Raw genomic sequence first — 15,871 nt, forward strand, 5'->3', positions numbered from 1 at the left:
TTGAACATAGGTGAACCATGAAACTATCAGAGCTTAAGAAAACCACGCCATTGATCAAAGACCTCATCAAGCAGCTTAAAAAATCCACCAAACAAGCCATCCCTATTGTTGATATCGAAAAAACCAAGCGTGTCGCTGGCGCAAGTGCTCGACCGGTACGCATGGTGTTTGAAAATGGGCAAACGATGGTTGTTTATATTCGCATTGCTGATGAAAACCCCGACCTATTCCGCATCGATATCAACGGCAAAAATCAGCCATTAGCGGGCGACTATGACCACAGCTACAAACCGTCTTTTGATGCGTCAGTGGCACAACTGGGCGCTATCATTAAAAATGGGCAAGCGGCTTTCGCCAAGAAGCTGGCAAAAAAGAAAGTCCGTAAAGCACCCACCGGCACAAAAACGACACCCAAAAATAAATCACAACAACGCAACGCCCTCATGACTGAGGCGACGGAGCTTGATGTGATCATTAAGAACAAAAGCACTGAGAAAAAAGGGCTTGAAGGCCAACTTGAAAAATTGAATAACCAGTAAGGACTAGACATGCAAAACAGCTATATCATTGACACCTTTTTGTCCGGTCTAGCATGGATGACTGTCATCTATCTTTATTTTGACACGCGGGCACGTATTGCCACGCTCAATAACCTTATTAGTGTTCACGCCCTCAAAGTGGCACTGCCCGCGATGCTTAAGCGCAGCACCTTTATAGCTGCCCCCTTGATGACTTTTTACTTGTTTCTACTGTGGCGCTTTTATGGGTTGATGGTTTATAGCACCTCATGGGGTGCTGGCGGGGCAGGGTTGTTGGCGGGCATGGCAATGACGGCTATCCCGCTGATGTGGCTAAACGTGATGCTTGTTTGCGTGAAAAATAGCCGTTATGCGACTCATATAAAGCCGGACGTGCCAGCAGGGAGCCAGTAATGATTGATGCTCAAAACGTTAAGTCGATGGTAGAGCACTGGCTCAAAACCCCACCGAACGGCTATTTCTCTAGCAGTTACGGTGCGGATGTTCGCAATCTGCTATTGCGTGATTTATCGACCGATAGCGCGAACGCTTTGCTTAAAAAGCTACGAGCAGACATACCGTTACTGAGCCAATTTAGCGACAGCCAGTTAAAGATTGTCACCGAAGAAAAAGGGCATGACTCATTATATGTCTACTTATTAATAGGCGCTATTCAGCTCACGCTTGGCGAGTCTAAAATTGAAACCTCAGATCAGGATTATTATGATGTCAGAGCGCAGTAAAATACTTGAAAGTATCAATAGTAATATCAACGACTATCCCGACATTGCTGAGCTTTGGCGGGTAGGCGACCCCACCGTTAGCGCCATGTTAATCTCTATCGTTGAGGCGGCTATTTACTTAAAACGTGATAACGATGTGAATAGCATTGAGCCGTTCATTAAATCAAAAAACCGTACCATTATTGCCGATGCCATCAATAAAGGCATTTTACCGGTCGCCACCCCATGCCAGCACCAGTTAACCGTTGAAAATGGTTCCCTATCAACGCTGACCCTATCGCAAGGGCGGCTCATTGAAGATGGCACAGGGCGTCAGTGGCGTTTACTGGCAGCCGTCACAGTTGGCGCAGGCGGGGTTAAAACGGTATTGACTGAGCAAAGTACCGTGAACCGCGTTGACATGACTGTACCCATCAATGAGCCGTTTTATAAGGTATCGCTATCGACCACGGACAATGCTTATTTTTCAGCCATCGCTATTACCAATACGACCACGGGCGAATCCTATCAGCATACGCCTAAATTCATGAACGCCGGACTGAACCAGCCAGCATACACGTTGCAAAGTGACAATCTTACCGATATCAATGTCATCTTTGGCGCAAATGACCGCGCTGGTAAGACTGTGCAGGCGGGCGAGACCTACCAGTTTATGATTACTCAGTCCTATGGTGAGGTTGACCCTGCCAGCTTGCGGCAAGCGGCGCTCAGTGAGATTGTGATCAACGATGAGTCTGCCTTAAACCTATACTTTAAAAAAGGCGACATGATACGTGCCGGTTCAAACCCCTTAACCATTGATCAGCTTAGATTGCTGGCAAGTTTTCCGGCCATGTATGACCGTAACGCGGTATTCATGGGCAACTTTACTTTCTTAGTCATGCAGCATTTTATGAGCCGATTTACTTATATGGCGATATGGAATGAGACCACCCATGAGCGCTACTATGGTGCAGATTTGGATAGCATCAATCACTTGAACCTTGCTGTGGTCACAAAGTCGAGTAATGCCAATGAAAACACCCAGTTAATCACCGACATATCGCAACTGGTGGCACGTGCCGATAGCTTACTCGAAGGGCGCATAAGAGTAAAAGCGGTCAGAGAGCGCCCGTACCGTATTGAGATTAAAGGCCGCTTGGCGGGTGTGCATGACTTGGACTCAGTGAAAACACAGATTAAAGAATTATTGCTGGCAGGTTATGGCAAAGGTTCATTAACCGCTATTCACCACAATGCTGATGGCTTTAATCTACAAGAGATTGCCACCCGATTAAGAGACAATATCACCGCTTTTCAAGACCGTATTAGTGACTTTACCGTGAGTGGTGAGGACGTGGCTAGCCAGCCAGTCAAGCCGCATGAGTGGGCATTTTTGAATGATGCCAGTATCACTATCAACCTAACCCGCACCGCCGACAGTGGTAACGCCATATGGACAATGTAATACTCGATGCCAGCGACTTCTTATCGCCACTTTTACACAGCCATGCTGCTAATGATTTGGAGCGGGCAATGGTGGGTGTGTTTACCGCGATTGTGCAGGACTTGCAAATTGACCAGCTTAATGACATTCATAACTATGGGACACCGTGGCAGGGAAGCCGCACGGTCGTTGAGCGCTTTACCAAACTAAACGGCTTGGCGGTATTGCGTCGTGACGATGGCGGCTTATCCGACAAGCTGATGAGCGTGATTTATGCCAACTGGGAATCTATCGCCAGTGAGCGCGGGTTAGGATTTTTGCAGTTTATCTTAGACATGCTTTATCCCACTCAAAACGAGGTCATCCGCTTGTGGCACTCAAAGAAGTTTGCCAGTAGTTACCCGCGCCATGTGAGCGAGGCACAAGGGCAAGGGCGATTTTTGACCAGCCGTGTGCGTATCAAGATTGATGCCGCTGTCAATATTTCTGAGCTGTCAGAGCTTGCGCCTACGCTATCAAGACTCGTGCCGTGGCAAGTCGTACCCGAAATTGCGGTAGACATTGACGCTGAGGACGTGGGCTTGTCTATTGCCACCGCTGGCACGTTACAGCTAGTCGGTAACTTTTCGCCGTATTGATAGGGCGTGTCCGAGTGTGTCCGAGCAGGTCTGAGCGTGTCCGATAGTTCTTGTGTTATTATAACCCTAGAGGTATAATATGCCATCATCAAAGAAAAGGGAGGTTATGACAAGTCGTGATTTAATGAGGATGTTAAAAGCTGATGGATGGTATCTAGTTGCTGTAAAAGGCAGTCACCACCAATTAAAACATGATACTAAAAAGGGGCGAGTAACCATACCCCATCCAAAGAAAGACCTAAATCAGCTCACCGTTAAAAGTATTTTAAAACAAGCTGGGTTGTCATAACCCAGCGGCTTTAAGGTACATGACTGCCATAACCAACCAACTAAGGAGTTTGGATATGTTATATCCTATTGCGATTACTAGAGCCGATAACAACACCGCACACGGTATATTTATTCCTGACGTGATCGGTTGTTTCTCAGCAGCAGATGATTATCAAGATGCGATTGCCAATGCAATAGAAGCCATCGAATTGCACCTTGAAGGCTTGGTCGAGGATGACGAGGATATCCCGTTACCGACTGATATTGATAACCATATGAGCAATCCTGAATACGAAGGGATGACGTGGGCATTGGTTGAGGTTGATGTGAACCGTTATCTAGGTAAAAGTGAGAAAATCAATGTCACGTTACCGAGCCGCTTAGTGCATATGATTGATGAGAAGGTTGCGACTAATAAAGACCGCTATAAAAATAGAAGTGCTTTTTTAGCGAAGTTGGCAGAAAGAGACCTTATTGCTTAACAAGCCTCATGCCAGCCCGCGCTTACCTACCAAACCCCGCTAATTCATTAGCGGGGTTTTTTGTTGCCCGTGGGCGATGGAACCCCCTAAATCGTGTCTCTCAAAACTTGTCAGAATAACCCTATCATTTACGATACTGACAAGGCGCTATTATGAAAACCAACACCCCAAGCCTAAAGGCTCTACGCAAACGGTATGAAACCATGAAGTCATTAGGCGCAGCGATGCTGGCGTGTAATGCGGTATTGGTTCCTGAAGGCTACGACAATTTATATCTGCTTATCCAAAACTTTCAACGCCCCATCACAAGCCATCATGATGCCGCAGACGTTGATGCCGCTGGTGGCTTGCAACTGCATGTCTCAGGCACTCGTAAGACCAACTTTGAGTCGCAATGGACGCTCATCGAGACCGAAGGTGGCGCGATTGCTGATTTTGCCGAAGACATGGTGAACATTCATAACGGTATTTTACCAATGGCACGTGTTTACGATGGCTATGTAGGCGATGGCGACCAAATCAAAGGCTTGCGCGAATACGAGCTACTAGATTGCGCGATTACCTTCACGGATGGCGGCGGTGAAATTGACGCCGCAAGTCGCTCGCAAATCCTACAAGTACAAGCCTCATGCCGTTATAACTATTTTGGTCAAGATGGCAATATCGGCTCGACTGGTAGTGACGATGTGTTTGCTAATACTTTGCTGGCAGCCATCGATAATCTAGGTGGCTTAACGCCGCAATCGAGCACCGGCAATACGAATATCTTTGGTTAATAGGTGACTTTATGAGCACGACTGATTGTGACAAAACCCGCGTCTATGGAACGACCTTAGACGTAGCAGCCGACTTGTATAGCGAGCTTTTGACAACCGGTTACTCGTTGTTAGAGTCAGACGTGATCAAGGTCTTAACCATCAATATTAAAAAGTATGCAGCATGGGCAGATGCGTTTAATGACGCGCCCGCCACCGATGACGAGTGTGTCAGGCCAAAACTGGTCATTGATGATACGACGGTCATTGGTGTGGATGACTGGGCGATTATCGAACCATTGGTACGCGCTCATTGCGACTTAGTGCAAGCCCGCCGGATGGAAGGTGCTCAAAATCTTGGTGTGCAAGGCGCGGGACTGTCATCAAGCGAGGCACGGCAAATTTATGCGGATGCTGAAACGGCAATGAAAAAAGAAGCGTTCCAATTCCAACCATTCAGCACTGAAACACCTAAGCCTAAATTTCTAGGCGATGATCCGTACTGGTTATGGGTTAGACGCTAACAATAATAGAGAGAGTAATTTATGGCAGACACGCCAGCCAGCACCACCAAAACAACCATTACCGACCAATGGTTAAACGTTTCTGATGGTGCTTGCACTTTGCAATCGGTCATTGATAGAGACAGTTATAGCAAAACGTTTTTTGACGTGGTTATTGGCGGCACTGAGCCAGCCGATGACACCGATGCGTTTATAAGAATAACGCTCAGTGTGCATGCAAACTTTCATCAAAACGTCCCAGTATGGTTGCGTCTAAACACTATCAGTGCGGGTAAAGACCAGCCGGTAATCGTAATTAAATAGGATTTGTTATGTCTCAGAATTTTGGTAGTCCTAATAGTGAGAATGGCATTGATGGCATTGATGGCATTGATGGCATTGATGGCATTGATGGTGCGTCTATCCTAAACAGTCGAACTAATAGCGGCGTTAAGTTATGGATAGGCACGTTGGCAGAGTATGACGCCGTGACCGTTAAAGACGTTGATACTATGTACATGGTGAAAGAATGATTAAGCATATTTTCTATGGTAGTCAAGAAATCGTAGCGGCTTATCTAAATAACGAGCTTATTTATAGCGCGACCCCTGCTAAATTCAACCCGCTTAGCTTGTTTGTAAATGGCGAGCTGGGTGCGTGGTATGAGGCAGTAGATGCCGCAACCTTGTTTCAAGATACCGCCCTTAGCACGCCAGCGACCAAGGCTGGTGACCCTATCGGCGCTACGCTTGATAAAAGCGGCAACGACTGGCATGCCACGCAGCCTATTAGCGCAAGGCGACCGACTTATGAGCAAGCGCCTGACAGGTTACAGCTAGACAAGGCAGATGATGAGCTTGTGATTAATATGCCTAGCAAGTTTGTAGGCACGATGGTGCTTGCTACTACGATTGGAACAGCGTCATACGGAGTCTCTATCCCTGCTGGTGACTTTAAGCTTGGCAGTAGATACTTTCCCAGTGATGATATTGTCGGCGTGTTGTTGAGGGATGGCGCGTTGACGGATAGCGAGCAAGAGAATACTGAGGGTTATTTTGTCGAAAATGGCGCGGTGGCTGATTTTAGCGCGGTTACTGACTTTGGCTCTTTTTGGTTTGTACAAGCCCATCTGACCAGTTTTCCATTGATTGATACGTCTAGCGCTACTAATTTTTATAATGCTTGGAATAGCTGCTCATCATTAACGAGCTTTCCGTTGATTGATACGTCTAGCGCTACTAATTTTTCTAGAGCTTGGAGCTACTGCTCATCATTAACGAGCTTTCCATTACTTGATATGTCTAGTGTTGAAAGTTTTTATAAAGCTTGGTTTGCATGCACATCATTAACCGACTTACCTGCACATGCTTTTGATAACGTAAAATCAGGTCGTTTTAACAGCACGTTTATGCAAACAAATCTAAACCAAGAAAGCATTGACGGTATCTTAGTATCGTTGGTCGCGTCAGGCATAGCGGATGGCGCACGTCAATTTGACCAATCAGGCGGTTCAGCACCATCAGCCACAGGTAATCAAGCCATCGATACGTTACGTGCGCGTGGCTGGGCTATCTCTGTCACAGGAGGTTATTAGAATGACTGAATACAATCATAGAATGAGCTTATGCGTACCACAATCAATGATAGCCAATGCCAATCAGTTGGCATTGATTGCGGGCGAAAATGCGGCTGACGTTTACACGTTTGGCACGGCTGACTGGCAGGATGCAGACGGTAACTTGTACACGGTATGTAGCACGGTTATTAAGGACAAAGTATTAGCGCTTTTTGATCAAGAACTAGACGGCGAAAAGCTATATGACCATGCCCTTGATGCAGACGTGGCGTCGGCGCAAAAAGCCCTTAATAGCTCAGTGATATATGAGGCTGGCATGGTAGCCAGTATCGATAAAATTATCATTGGTGTTGATATTGAGCCGTTGTTGTTTTTTCAAGCCATCGGCCTATCGGTTGTTATCGATACTGATTTAGAGCAAATATAGTATGAATATTCAGCTTGAAGATGGTAGTCAAATTGGTGGCGGTAATCTAATCAGCGCAATCTATCGAACCGATCTTGTACCCGTACCCGTCACGCTTGAAATGGTGGTGAAAGCCGATGACCGATTGCGCGAGCTATTGATCATCGGCAAGCCACTACTAACCCCTAAAGGCGTACCACTGGTCATCGTTAAGTCGCAGGTCGTCAATGAACAATCTATTAAGGCGGGCAAGCGTATCGCCGCCATTCATATTATTGCAGTCATGGCTGGCTGTGAGCCGCTGCTAGGCGTGACCACTAAGGCCGTCTATTTAGAAAATACCAGTTTTAATGAGGTGTACCGCGCACTGGGCGCTAAGGTGCGGATTAAGCGTGACATTAAGTTGGCATCATTCATTTGCCTCAAAGGGCAACTGCCCACCAAACCCATCGCCCTTGCCTTACAAAAAGAGGCGGCGGTGATGGTCAATACCGAGCAAGGCTTGTCGGTTATTCGTCTGAACGACTTGATGGCGGGTGAGCCGCTGATGTTCGATAAAAGCGCCGTTCAGTGGGTAGACAACCCCAATGCCATCCGGCACGGCAATATCAATTACTTATCCATCGATGACAACGGTTCAGACATTGTAGGCACAGTCAGATCTGAACGCTCCATTCAATATTACCCGCGAGCTGACAACCGTGAATTACAAAACTTACGACGCATTTTAATCACCAAAGCCAAAATAACCCGCCAGCTTGATGAGCGCTTGGATGCGGGCAAGTTGATTGACGTTGACGGCAAGCGCCTAGTCGTATTAACCGGCGCTCACAATTACGAGTCCGGTGCTTTAGGCGGTCGCTCAGTAATGGCAACAAAAGCATGGCTGGCACAAATTGAGGACGCCAAATGAGTTTTATATCCCCTTACATGCACCCCGCCAAGTTGATTAGCTACGATAACGCCAATCGAACGGCAAGAGTGTCGATTGCTGGCATGACGGATGGGGTAGCAGACGGTATTACTGCCATGCTTGCCTATCCCATCGGTGACGACGATTTAGACACTGAGCGCGAGCTGAACGCCAATGCTGACGTATGGGTATTCTTTGAGCAAGGCGATATCTCAATGCCCGTGATTGCTTTTTACCGCCGTCATGGTCAAGGACGCGCCACTATCGATGTAAGACGTATCAGACAAGAGAATATCGAGCTACTGGCACGTGCCAGCATAACGCTGTCTGCTAAAGACTTTGTGGATATTAAAGCCAAAAAGGTAAACATTGACGCTGAAACCGTGACCATCAATGCCACGGCTTTAAACGTCAATGCTGAGAGCAACTTTAAAGGCGACATTAATCACGTTGGCAATTACTTTATGACCGGCAATCAACTCATCAATGGTGGTCAAACCATTAACGGCAATAGTGTGTCGTATGGCAACCAAACCATCAACGGTAGCATAAACGCCACGAATGACATTAAGGCTGGCAACATATCGGTCAAATACCATCTACATGGCGGCGTTGATACCGGTGGCGGTACAACGAGCAGCCCAAAATAACTAATTAGGCGGTACTATGAAACTTTTAGACAGAATGGCGGGAATGCTGATCAACAATCGTGATAGCGGCGGGTTTAGTACCAATGCCACCATTAACGATGTTCACAGCCAGTATGAGACCTTAAACCAATTCGAGCTTGGCACGTATGCCAGCCGTGAGAAATTACCACGCACCCGCCAGCAAATTTATACCATGTGGGAATTGATGCAAAAAGACCCGCAAATCTCAGAGGCGCTTAACTTGCATGTGACCGCCGCACTGGGTGGGCATGAGTCTACCGGTGACATGATCTTTATGACCCCGCATGACCGCATACGGGGCAAAGGCAAACGCGCCGCCGAACTACGCAAAAAGGTAGAACGTGAGGCGCGTCATATTACCCCGATTATCAACAAACAGGCGTTTGCAATGGCACGTCAGGCTATCGGTTTTGGTGACAGTTTTGCCCGCATCTATTTAGACAAACGGCACGGCGTTGTGGGCTTAATGAATAACCGCCATACAGCAAGCCCGCTAATCATGCCGTTTGAACAGGCGGGCGAGACCGTGGGCTATCATGCGTTAGAAGAAGAAGACTTTGAGCGCTCAATCGCCAAGCTAACCCCGATGCAACTATTGCGGGTTAAGATGCCGCGTAGTGACATTGTGCCGCAAATGTCATTGCAGGTATGGCAAGAAGAAAAAACACTGATTTATGACAAACGCAGCGACAACCCTATCTTGCCCGCAGAGGTCGGCGGCTCGTTTCTATATCCCATCGAGGAAGCATGGCAGGATGTGACCATTAGCCGCGCCGGACTCAATAACCAAACCATTGCAGATAGTGTAAAGCAGGCATTTTTAACCATCAACATGGAAGGGATGCCGCCCGCTCAACAAAAGAAGTACCGCAAAAGTATCGTTGATATGCTCACCGGTTATCGTGACCAAGTAGAAGATGCGTTTAAAGGCGGCGAAGCACTACACGGAACCAAGTATCACGTCATGCCGCAATGGGGTGACAAGCAAATTCTAAACTCAGTCGGTGAAATGTCACAGCGTAACGCCCCATTGAGTGAAAACAATTTAATGATCAACTTGCGCCGTGTCGCTGGCGGGTTAGGTATTGACCTTGCCTTGGTTGGCTGGGCTGATATGCTGGCGGGTGGTTTAGGCGATGGCGCAGCGTTTCATACGTCAGCGCAAATCATGCGCCGGTCGTTGCTCATTCGTCAGGCAAACACCGATGCCTATAATCACCTTATGTCGATACATTGGGGCATTAAATATGGTGAGTATTTTGAGGAAAAAGACTATCCGTGGCAGTTTGATTTTTACAGCGACCAAAATGCGGCCGCAGCACAGGCACTCAATAATAAACAGGCACGTGCCAACACTTTAACCGTTCAGACACAGGCAATCATAGGCATCAAAGAGCTTGGCTTGGATAGACACACCGCCCAGTTAATGCTTGAAGATGAGCTGGGTTATGACGCTACCACCGCTGAGAGAATAGCCATCGCCATCACCGCACCCGCACAGGACGCAGAGGGTATGCCAATGGGCGGGCAACCACAATCAGCGCCAAATGATGATGACGAATTACCCGCTGGCTTAGGATTTGACGATGAATAAATACGCACAGCCGTTATTGAGAGCCACTAACGCGCCGGTAGTGACTGATAGCCCATCACAGGCGCTTAAGCTATTGTATGGGGAGGTTCGCGCACACAAGGCGCTATTGCAGTGTATGTATAGCGTGACCATTGAGGATGTTTTTAACATTGGTGCAGGCATACCGTGGTTTAACAACAAGTCGCTTGGCTATCTTGTGACGGATAGTGATTTATCGCTTGGCAGCTCAGAGTCAGAGAGCTTTTATGCGGGCGCGTTGCAGTCCAACTATCTAACGCAAAAAACCGCCGACGACATGGAATTGACGTTCATTGAGACCGCCAACGGGGATATTTTTAAATCATTCAGGGCGTGTTATGAGCTGGCATTTAATGATGATGGCACAGTGAACGAGCCTAAAAATTATGCCTTTAAATTAAGCATAGGGCTGATTGATCATGAAAACCCCAGTAAGCCGCCAGTCGTTAAACGGTCATGGCTTGTGGCGGCAAAAAGTGGGCGGGCTGATATTAGCGCCGCTGGTCGCAGCGAGATTGTCAAACACGGTATCACTATCCAAAAATTGCGCCCGTTGATGTTCGAGTATTAAGCCGGTATGAGCGCGTAAACGTGTTACTGTGATAAACGGTCACACGATGTTAATACTCATAACGCGCTATTAAGGAATAAAATGTTTTGTAGGCAATGCGGGCAAAAAGATTTAAACGGCGGTAACTTTTGTGCCAACTGTGGCGATGGCTTAAGCCTATCCACAGCGACCGGCGCTATTCAAGCACAAGCCATGCCAGCCCCTAGCCAAGCACAAACCGATAGTGCCGATCAAGCGCTGGCAAGTTTTGTTGGTGATAAATATCATGATTATTATCATGCCAAGTGGCTAAACGGCAAGCCTGAGAGCGACGGTTATAGAAAAGGGCTTGGTGTGTATAGCTTTAATATGGCAGGGTTTTTTCTAAGTGTCTTTTGGCTGTGCTACCGCAAAATGTATGGGGTGGCGTTCATGCTGGTCATTGCGCTACCGGCGCTTGATATCATCATGATGTATATGAAAGGTTTTGAAGGCTATAGCGCGTCTGATGGGCTGCTTTATAGTTTGCTATGGCTATTTGTTACCGGCTTTTTGGGCAATCATATTTACTATAAACATGCCAGCAAGAAAGTTAAAAAGATAAGCGGCTCAGGCGAGGATGCCAGCCTATTAAGAGAACGCTTGGCAAAAGCGGGCGGGACGTCTTTATCCGGCGCTATCGTTTTTGGCACACTGGCGATATTAACCATTCTTATGATGTACCTATTGTTTGCCCCTAGCTGGTACTAACCGTTTAATCCAAGCATATTGAAAAAGCCCGCTTACTGAGTGGGCTTTTTTGTGTCCGATGGTTATGGAACCCCCTAAATTGTGTGCCTTAAAACTTGTCAGAATAGCGTTATCTTATTCACTATTCATAGGCGCGTTGACATGGCTTACACCAGTTTAAATAAAGCACACACCCATCACAGTATCGAAAAAGGCGATGGCTCAAATTATAGCGCATACAGCCGCTATGAGACTGGCGTTATCACTGGCGGCTATCGTGACTTGCCAGCGGTCATTGCGGATGAGTCCGGTTTTGATGGCTTAGGTTTTGACAGCAGCGTTGGCAGTGAAGACGACCAGTGGCATATGGTCAATATCTTTAAACAAGGCGGGCGTTATATAGACAGCTTGGCTATTGGCGGCGCTTATGACGATGACCAAGCCATGCAAGTGGCCACCAGTCAGCTTGATTGTCTAGGTGGCGATTATTGCAACTTTGTGACCGAAAGCCAAAACGTGCAGTTTGATAACTTGCCCGCGCAAGCCGTTGATACATGGTCAATCGATGCCGTTAATAAATTGATGGACAATCCCTCACAAGATCAACATTACTTGCCAACCGTGACCGCGCAAGAATTGAAGACTGAGGCAACCCGCGTTACGTTTGACGACGTGCAGTGGGATAGCATGAATAAGCTGAGCAGTCATGGCGGCAAAGATAGCTTGCTCAGTCTTGATATGACCCGTGCCGATACCCGTCATGAATTGATCACGCCGTTTGTATTGACAGACACCTTGATTGAAATGGACGCGCAAGAGATTAGCTTTGATGCCTTGATGGACACAGCCAGTCGTTTGTCTCTATTAAAAGACCGTTTATACACTGCGATGTGGAAAGCTGGGGCAAGTGGCGATTTGACCGTTACCAACGTGACTCAGACCAAGGAATTTAAGCGCCAAGGCGTTATCAATACCGCCTTTATCTTTGACTTATCAGATGGTCAAACCTTGTCTATTTGGTTCCATAACCCTGATAGTACGCCCTCCAAGTTGCTGCCTAGCGACATTATGATCAGTTGGAAGTGGATGTTGAACAAGCGCGATGTGACCGCCGCCTTATCCCCTAAAAATGGCGATAACGTGCAGCTTACCACCCTTGCTAGCCGTATCTTACGTGTCGCTGGCAAGAACTCAAAACGTTTTCAAAGCGCCCAAGTGCGTAACGCTAAAGTCAGTGCTGAGCTTGATGAGGCACAAAAGGACGTTGACGATAAAAACGCCACGATTGAGCAGCTTGATACCGACATTGAGGGCTTACACGCCGCGATTGATGCCCGTATGAAAGCCGCTGATACCAAAGCTGCCACGCCATCACCGGATGAGGTTAATAACAATGCTGACTTGCCCGCGCCGAAAGAAGACACTGGCACACCCGAAAAAGTAAGCACCCCAAACGGTGATTTTGCAGTGGGCGACTCCGTGGTATGGCGTAACGGTGGCAGTGAGATTAAAGGCACTTTCAACGCTTACATGGAAGGCACAGGCACTATTTCTTTCTTTGATGAGGGCGGCGATAGAACCAACGCTAAAGACACTGAGGTCTTTGCCAATGCCAGTGCGACCGGTACGGATGACAAAGCCGCCGATACCACAGCCGACGCGCCAGCCGTTCCCGCTAAGAAAGAGAAAAAAGCTAAAACTTACCCACCCGTTGAGTATCAAGGCAAAGGCGTCTTTATCGCTTATAAGAACAGTAAGAAAAAAGATACATGGTCTGCCAGCCAGCTTGACGACGGCTCATGGCACGTCTTTGCTGACAACGCTCAAACCCGTGCGTACAACTCATCCAAGCCAAAGTCGTTTAAAGACGTGGCGGCAATGATTGCCCAGTACCCAGCTTTTGCGGGTATTGAGGCGCTTATTGCTCAGAATATCAGAACCGATACCGATACCACGGAATACAACACCGACTATACCAATGACTTTGACAATTACACCACCACGATGGTTAAGGGTGAAAATGCGGGCACGACCTACACCTATGCTGAGATCATTAAAGCCCCTGAGCTACTAAAGACTTTTTACAATAGCGTTGCACCGTTTCAAAGCAGCCGTATTGACAGTGTCAAAGAGTTATTGACTGATAACGACTGGGAATTGCGTTCAGAGTTTGAAGGCGATGATTATTTAGATGGCGTGATTAAAGAGGGCGTTGAGGTCATACCTACGCTTAATAGCAATACGTCACCTGAGCAAGATATCAATGATCGACTGGTCGTATGGACGATGGAAAGTACCAATTTTAAATTCCTTGATGACCTATCGCTGTCAGACAGTGAAGTGGTCGCCATGATTGAGAAAGCCTACGCCAGCGCTGATGCTGATGACGATAATGATGATGCCGATGAGTATGACGCCATCGATAGCAGCGAATACCCCAGTATTTTCTTAGAACGTAACGCCGATAACTTGCAGGTACTAGGTATCGATGATGACGCCATTCAAGTAAACGACCGTGGACAATACGCTATTGAGAAAGGCATGTTCAAAGACATGACATTGGTATTTGCCGATACCGTGTGCAAGTTGGTACAAGCCGCTGACGATAACGACTCACAAATTGCCGTTGCCGACTATAACGCCACCGCTTATCAAGGCTCAATGTTTGACGCCTTAACCAACAAGTCTAAGCCCGCTTATGGCATTACCGCGCAGATCACAAAAGATGGTCTTAATCTACGTGCCCGTGTCAATGAAGATGGCGAGTGTGACATTTTGCTAGGCACAAGTGGCGCGACCGTTCATTCCAATGTGAAGCCGGTATTCACTGACAACACCGTGGCTTATAAAGACGCCATTCAAGAGTCATTTTTTAAACAAGGCGAGATTGACATGGAAGCAGAAAACAAGGCAAAAGCAGCAGAGCCAGTAGCAGAACCCGCTTTACCCGTTGAGCCAGCCACCGATGACACGCCAGCCACCAGCCTTGCCGACCGCATTGCCGTAGTAATGGATAACGTCACGTCAAGAGACTTTGACCCCACTAGCATTGATACCGATGCGTTACTAGGGATGGTTGATGAGGCTGAGGGCGATGCGGCACTAACCGCCGAGATTGATACCTTAACCCAAATCTATCAACGCAAGCTCGTTGCTATCAGCATGAAAGCCCTTGCTGGCCTTGCTGGTGACGAATAATGAGCATGACCCCGCCCGCTACCAATAAAAGTAAGCCGGTCAATGGTCAGGTATTGGGCGGCCTATGGTCAGAGAAGGGCTTAAATAAAAACCTTGTTGTGAAGATCCGCACCGTTATTGAAGGCAATAACGAGGGCGGGCAGGGCAACCAAACCTATGACGTTGATACCAGCAAACCAAGCGTTGAGTCTATCTTTGAAGACGGCGAATTTACCATTGAGTCGCAGTACAGCACCCCCTTTGAGTCATCAAACCCCGAAGGGCGTATGCCTAACCTAATGGGCATGATTCAGTCAGGGCAAATATCAGCCGCTTACTTTAGTTTGTTTGCAGCGGTCAATGACTCCACGGGCTTGGCTACGGCTGGTGCTGAGGCTGGCGCGGCTGTGGCAAATGCCACCGGCATGAGTGACAGTGTGAGAGGCGTACTCAGTGACGCCGAAAGCAAGTTACAAGGCTTATCCGGTCGCTCAAACTTTACCAAGCTCAATAGTCGTCAGATTTTTACCTCATCCAACTCAGTACGGATTACTGGCAGCCTTATTTTTCAAGCATGGGAAGATGCCAAAGCCGAGGTTGAAGACCCATTGCAGCAGTTACAGCGTTGGGCGTCTGCCACTGAGCTATCGTCACAATCATTGATTGTTGGCGGCTTAAAAGATGGCTTTTCAGAGTCCATGTTTCCCTCGATTATTCCACCGCTGGTACAAGTTGAGTATGGCGGTAAGACCTATTCACCGATGGTCATTGAAAGCGTATCAGCCCCTATAACCGCCCCCATGAATAAAAACGGCGACCGTATAGCCGTAAAGGTGCAAGTCACCTTGCTATCGTTGACCGCATGGGATGCACAAAACATTATTAACATGAGGCGTTAACCC

20 protein-coding genes are annotated in these 15,871 nt (G+C 47.6%); all 20 read left to right on the top strand.

From position 1 onward, the window contains the following. Positions 1 to 17 precede the first annotated feature (17 nt). A complete protein-coding gene (locus AAEY72_RS00865) occupies positions 18 to 539 on the top strand; it encodes a hypothetical protein (RefSeq protein ID WP_352309085.1) in 522 nt (173 codons plus the stop codon). A 9-nt stretch (positions 540 to 548) separates the two neighbouring features. After that, positions 549 to 932 carry a hypothetical protein gene (locus AAEY72_RS00870; protein WP_352309086.1) on the top strand — a complete coding sequence of 128 codons (384 nt, stop codon included), beginning with the start codon at positions 549 to 551 and terminating at the stop codon, positions 930 to 932. Then, complete coding sequence (locus AAEY72_RS00875) at positions 932 to 1,261, top strand: hypothetical protein (RefSeq protein WP_352309087.1); 330 nt, start codon at positions 932 to 934, stop codon at positions 1,259 to 1,261. Before AAEY72_RS00870 ends, AAEY72_RS00875 begins: the two co-directional genes overlap by 1 nt. Continuing rightward, positions 1,245 to 2,708 carry a hypothetical protein gene (locus AAEY72_RS00880; protein WP_352309088.1) on the top strand — a complete coding sequence of 488 codons (1,464 nt, stop codon included), beginning with the start codon at positions 1,245 to 1,247 and terminating at the stop codon, positions 2,706 to 2,708. The genes AAEY72_RS00875 and AAEY72_RS00880 overlap by 17 nt, the downstream gene beginning before the upstream one ends. Continuing rightward, positions 2,696 to 3,325: a hypothetical protein gene (locus AAEY72_RS00885; RefSeq protein WP_352309089.1), complete on the top strand. Its 630-nt coding sequence runs from the start codon at positions 2,696 to 2,698 to the stop codon at positions 3,323 to 3,325. The genes AAEY72_RS00880 and AAEY72_RS00885 overlap by 13 nt, the downstream gene beginning before the upstream one ends. 106 nt (positions 3,326 to 3,431) lie before the next feature. Continuing rightward, positions 3,432 to 3,614 carry a type II toxin-antitoxin system HicA family toxin gene (locus AAEY72_RS00890; protein WP_352309090.1) on the top strand — a complete coding sequence of 61 codons (183 nt, stop codon included), beginning with the start codon at positions 3,432 to 3,434 and terminating at the stop codon, positions 3,612 to 3,614. 55 nt (positions 3,615 to 3,669) lie between these two features. Further along, a complete protein-coding gene (locus AAEY72_RS00895; RefSeq protein ID WP_352309091.1) occupies positions 3,670 to 4,077 on the top strand; it encodes a type II toxin-antitoxin system HicB family antitoxin in 408 nt (135 codons plus the stop codon). 152 nt (positions 4,078 to 4,229) lie between these two features. Beyond that, entirely contained in the window at positions 4,230 to 4,853 is a 624-nt protein-coding gene (locus AAEY72_RS00900; RefSeq protein WP_352309092.1) for a hypothetical protein, read from the top strand. 11 nt (positions 4,854 to 4,864) lie between these two features. Beyond that, the gene (locus tag AAEY72_RS00905; RefSeq protein ID WP_352309093.1) at positions 4,865 to 5,356 is read left to right on the top strand and encodes a hypothetical protein; all 492 of its coding nucleotides are present in this window, start codon (positions 4,865 to 4,867) and stop codon (positions 5,354 to 5,356) included. A gap of 21 nt (positions 5,357 to 5,377) precedes the next feature. Next, positions 5,378 to 5,659 (top strand): hypothetical protein, encoded by a 282-nt coding sequence (locus tag AAEY72_RS00910; protein WP_352309094.1) that lies wholly within the window; start codon positions 5,378 to 5,380, stop codon positions 5,657 to 5,659. 8 nt (positions 5,660 to 5,667) lie between these two features. Next, positions 5,668 to 5,868, top strand: coding sequence for a phage upper tail fiber protein (locus tag AAEY72_RS00915; protein ID WP_352309095.1), 201 nt, complete (start codon positions 5,668 to 5,670; stop codon positions 5,866 to 5,868). Beyond that, positions 5,865 to 6,929 (top strand): hypothetical protein, encoded by a 1,065-nt coding sequence (locus AAEY72_RS00920; RefSeq protein ID WP_352309096.1) that lies wholly within the window; start codon positions 5,865 to 5,867, stop codon positions 6,927 to 6,929. The genes AAEY72_RS00915 and AAEY72_RS00920 overlap by 4 nt, the downstream gene beginning before the upstream one ends. A 1-nt stretch (position 6,930) precedes the next feature. After that, positions 6,931 to 7,338 carry a hypothetical protein gene (locus AAEY72_RS00925; RefSeq protein ID WP_352309097.1) on the top strand — a complete coding sequence of 136 codons (408 nt, stop codon included), beginning with the start codon at positions 6,931 to 6,933 and terminating at the stop codon, positions 7,336 to 7,338. A 1-nt stretch (position 7,339) separates the two neighbouring features. Continuing rightward, positions 7,340 to 8,230 (top strand): hypothetical protein, encoded by an 891-nt coding sequence (locus AAEY72_RS00930; RefSeq protein WP_352309098.1) that lies wholly within the window; start codon positions 7,340 to 7,342, stop codon positions 8,228 to 8,230. Continuing rightward, positions 8,227 to 8,880: a hypothetical protein gene (locus AAEY72_RS00935; protein ID WP_352309099.1), complete on the top strand. Its 654-nt coding sequence runs from the start codon at positions 8,227 to 8,229 to the stop codon at positions 8,878 to 8,880. The genes AAEY72_RS00930 and AAEY72_RS00935 overlap by 4 nt, the downstream gene beginning before the upstream one ends. Before the next feature lie 16 nt (positions 8,881 to 8,896). After that, a complete protein-coding gene (locus AAEY72_RS00940) occupies positions 8,897 to 10,495 on the top strand; it encodes a hypothetical protein (protein ID WP_352309100.1) in 1,599 nt (532 codons plus the stop codon). Further along, a complete protein-coding gene (locus AAEY72_RS00945) occupies positions 10,488 to 11,084 on the top strand; it encodes a hypothetical protein (RefSeq protein ID WP_352309101.1) in 597 nt (198 codons plus the stop codon). Before AAEY72_RS00940 ends, AAEY72_RS00945 begins: the two co-directional genes overlap by 8 nt. Before the next feature lie 81 nt (positions 11,085 to 11,165). After that, positions 11,166 to 11,813 carry a DUF2628 domain-containing protein gene (locus tag AAEY72_RS00950; protein WP_352309102.1) on the top strand — a complete coding sequence of 216 codons (648 nt, stop codon included), beginning with the start codon at positions 11,166 to 11,168 and terminating at the stop codon, positions 11,811 to 11,813. 141 nt (positions 11,814 to 11,954) lie between these two features. Continuing rightward, positions 11,955 to 14,990 carry a defense against restriction DarA-related protein gene (locus AAEY72_RS00955; RefSeq protein WP_352309103.1) on the top strand — a complete coding sequence of 1,012 codons (3,036 nt, stop codon included), beginning with the start codon at positions 11,955 to 11,957 and terminating at the stop codon, positions 14,988 to 14,990. After that, positions 14,990 to 15,868, top strand: a complete 879-nt coding sequence (locus AAEY72_RS00960; RefSeq protein ID WP_352309104.1) for a hypothetical protein — start codon at positions 14,990 to 14,992, stop codon at positions 15,866 to 15,868. Before AAEY72_RS00955 ends, AAEY72_RS00960 begins: the two co-directional genes overlap by 1 nt. The last annotated feature ends 3 nt before the right edge of the window (positions 15,869 to 15,871 follow it).

The sequence above is a fragment of the Psychrobacter sp. W2-37-MNA-CIBAN-0211 genome (genome assembly GCF_040309405.1).
In the GTDB taxonomy this organism is placed as follows: Bacteria; Pseudomonadota; Gammaproteobacteria; order Pseudomonadales; family Moraxellaceae; genus Psychrobacter; species Psychrobacter glaciei.

What these genes read in the sequence shown, in the direction of transcription:
- AAEY72_RS00865 (WP_352309085.1), top strand. Translation starts at nt 18, where the DNA reads ATGAAACTATCAGAGCTTAAGAAAACCACGCCATTGATCAAAGACCTC.
- AAEY72_RS00870 (WP_352309086.1), top strand. Translation starts at nt 549, where the DNA reads ATGCAAAACAGCTATATCATTGACACCTTTTTGTCCGGTCTAGCATGG.
- AAEY72_RS00875 (WP_352309087.1), top strand. Translation starts at nt 932, where the DNA reads ATGATTGATGCTCAAAACGTTAAGTCGATGGTAGAGCACTGGCTCAAA.
- AAEY72_RS00880 (WP_352309088.1), top strand. Translation starts at nt 1,245, where the DNA reads ATGTCAGAGCGCAGTAAAATACTTGAAAGTATCAATAGTAATATCAAC.
- AAEY72_RS00885 (WP_352309089.1), top strand. Translation starts at nt 2,696, where the DNA reads ATGGACAATGTAATACTCGATGCCAGCGACTTCTTATCGCCACTTTTA.
- AAEY72_RS00890 (WP_352309090.1), top strand. Translation starts at nt 3,432, where the DNA reads ATGACAAGTCGTGATTTAATGAGGATGTTAAAAGCTGATGGATGGTAT.
- AAEY72_RS00895 (WP_352309091.1), top strand. Translation starts at nt 3,670, where the DNA reads ATGTTATATCCTATTGCGATTACTAGAGCCGATAACAACACCGCACAC.
- AAEY72_RS00900 (WP_352309092.1), top strand. Translation starts at nt 4,230, where the DNA reads ATGAAAACCAACACCCCAAGCCTAAAGGCTCTACGCAAACGGTATGAA.
- AAEY72_RS00905 (WP_352309093.1), top strand. Translation starts at nt 4,865, where the DNA reads ATGAGCACGACTGATTGTGACAAAACCCGCGTCTATGGAACGACCTTA.
- AAEY72_RS00910 (WP_352309094.1), top strand. Translation starts at nt 5,378, where the DNA reads ATGGCAGACACGCCAGCCAGCACCACCAAAACAACCATTACCGACCAA.
- AAEY72_RS00915 (WP_352309095.1), top strand. Translation starts at nt 5,668, where the DNA reads ATGTCTCAGAATTTTGGTAGTCCTAATAGTGAGAATGGCATTGATGGC.
- AAEY72_RS00920 (WP_352309096.1), top strand. Translation starts at nt 5,865, where the DNA reads ATGATTAAGCATATTTTCTATGGTAGTCAAGAAATCGTAGCGGCTTAT.
- AAEY72_RS00925 (WP_352309097.1), top strand. Translation starts at nt 6,931, where the DNA reads ATGACTGAATACAATCATAGAATGAGCTTATGCGTACCACAATCAATG.
- AAEY72_RS00930 (WP_352309098.1), top strand. Translation starts at nt 7,340, where the DNA reads ATGAATATTCAGCTTGAAGATGGTAGTCAAATTGGTGGCGGTAATCTA.
- AAEY72_RS00935 (WP_352309099.1), top strand. Translation starts at nt 8,227, where the DNA reads ATGAGTTTTATATCCCCTTACATGCACCCCGCCAAGTTGATTAGCTAC.
- AAEY72_RS00940 (WP_352309100.1), top strand. Translation starts at nt 8,897, where the DNA reads ATGAAACTTTTAGACAGAATGGCGGGAATGCTGATCAACAATCGTGAT.
- AAEY72_RS00945 (WP_352309101.1), top strand. Translation starts at nt 10,488, where the DNA reads ATGAATAAATACGCACAGCCGTTATTGAGAGCCACTAACGCGCCGGTA.
- AAEY72_RS00950 (WP_352309102.1), top strand. Translation starts at nt 11,166, where the DNA reads ATGTTTTGTAGGCAATGCGGGCAAAAAGATTTAAACGGCGGTAACTTT.
- AAEY72_RS00955 (WP_352309103.1), top strand. Translation starts at nt 11,955, where the DNA reads ATGGCTTACACCAGTTTAAATAAAGCACACACCCATCACAGTATCGAA.
- AAEY72_RS00960 (WP_352309104.1), top strand. Translation starts at nt 14,990, where the DNA reads ATGAGCATGACCCCGCCCGCTACCAATAAAAGTAAGCCGGTCAATGGT.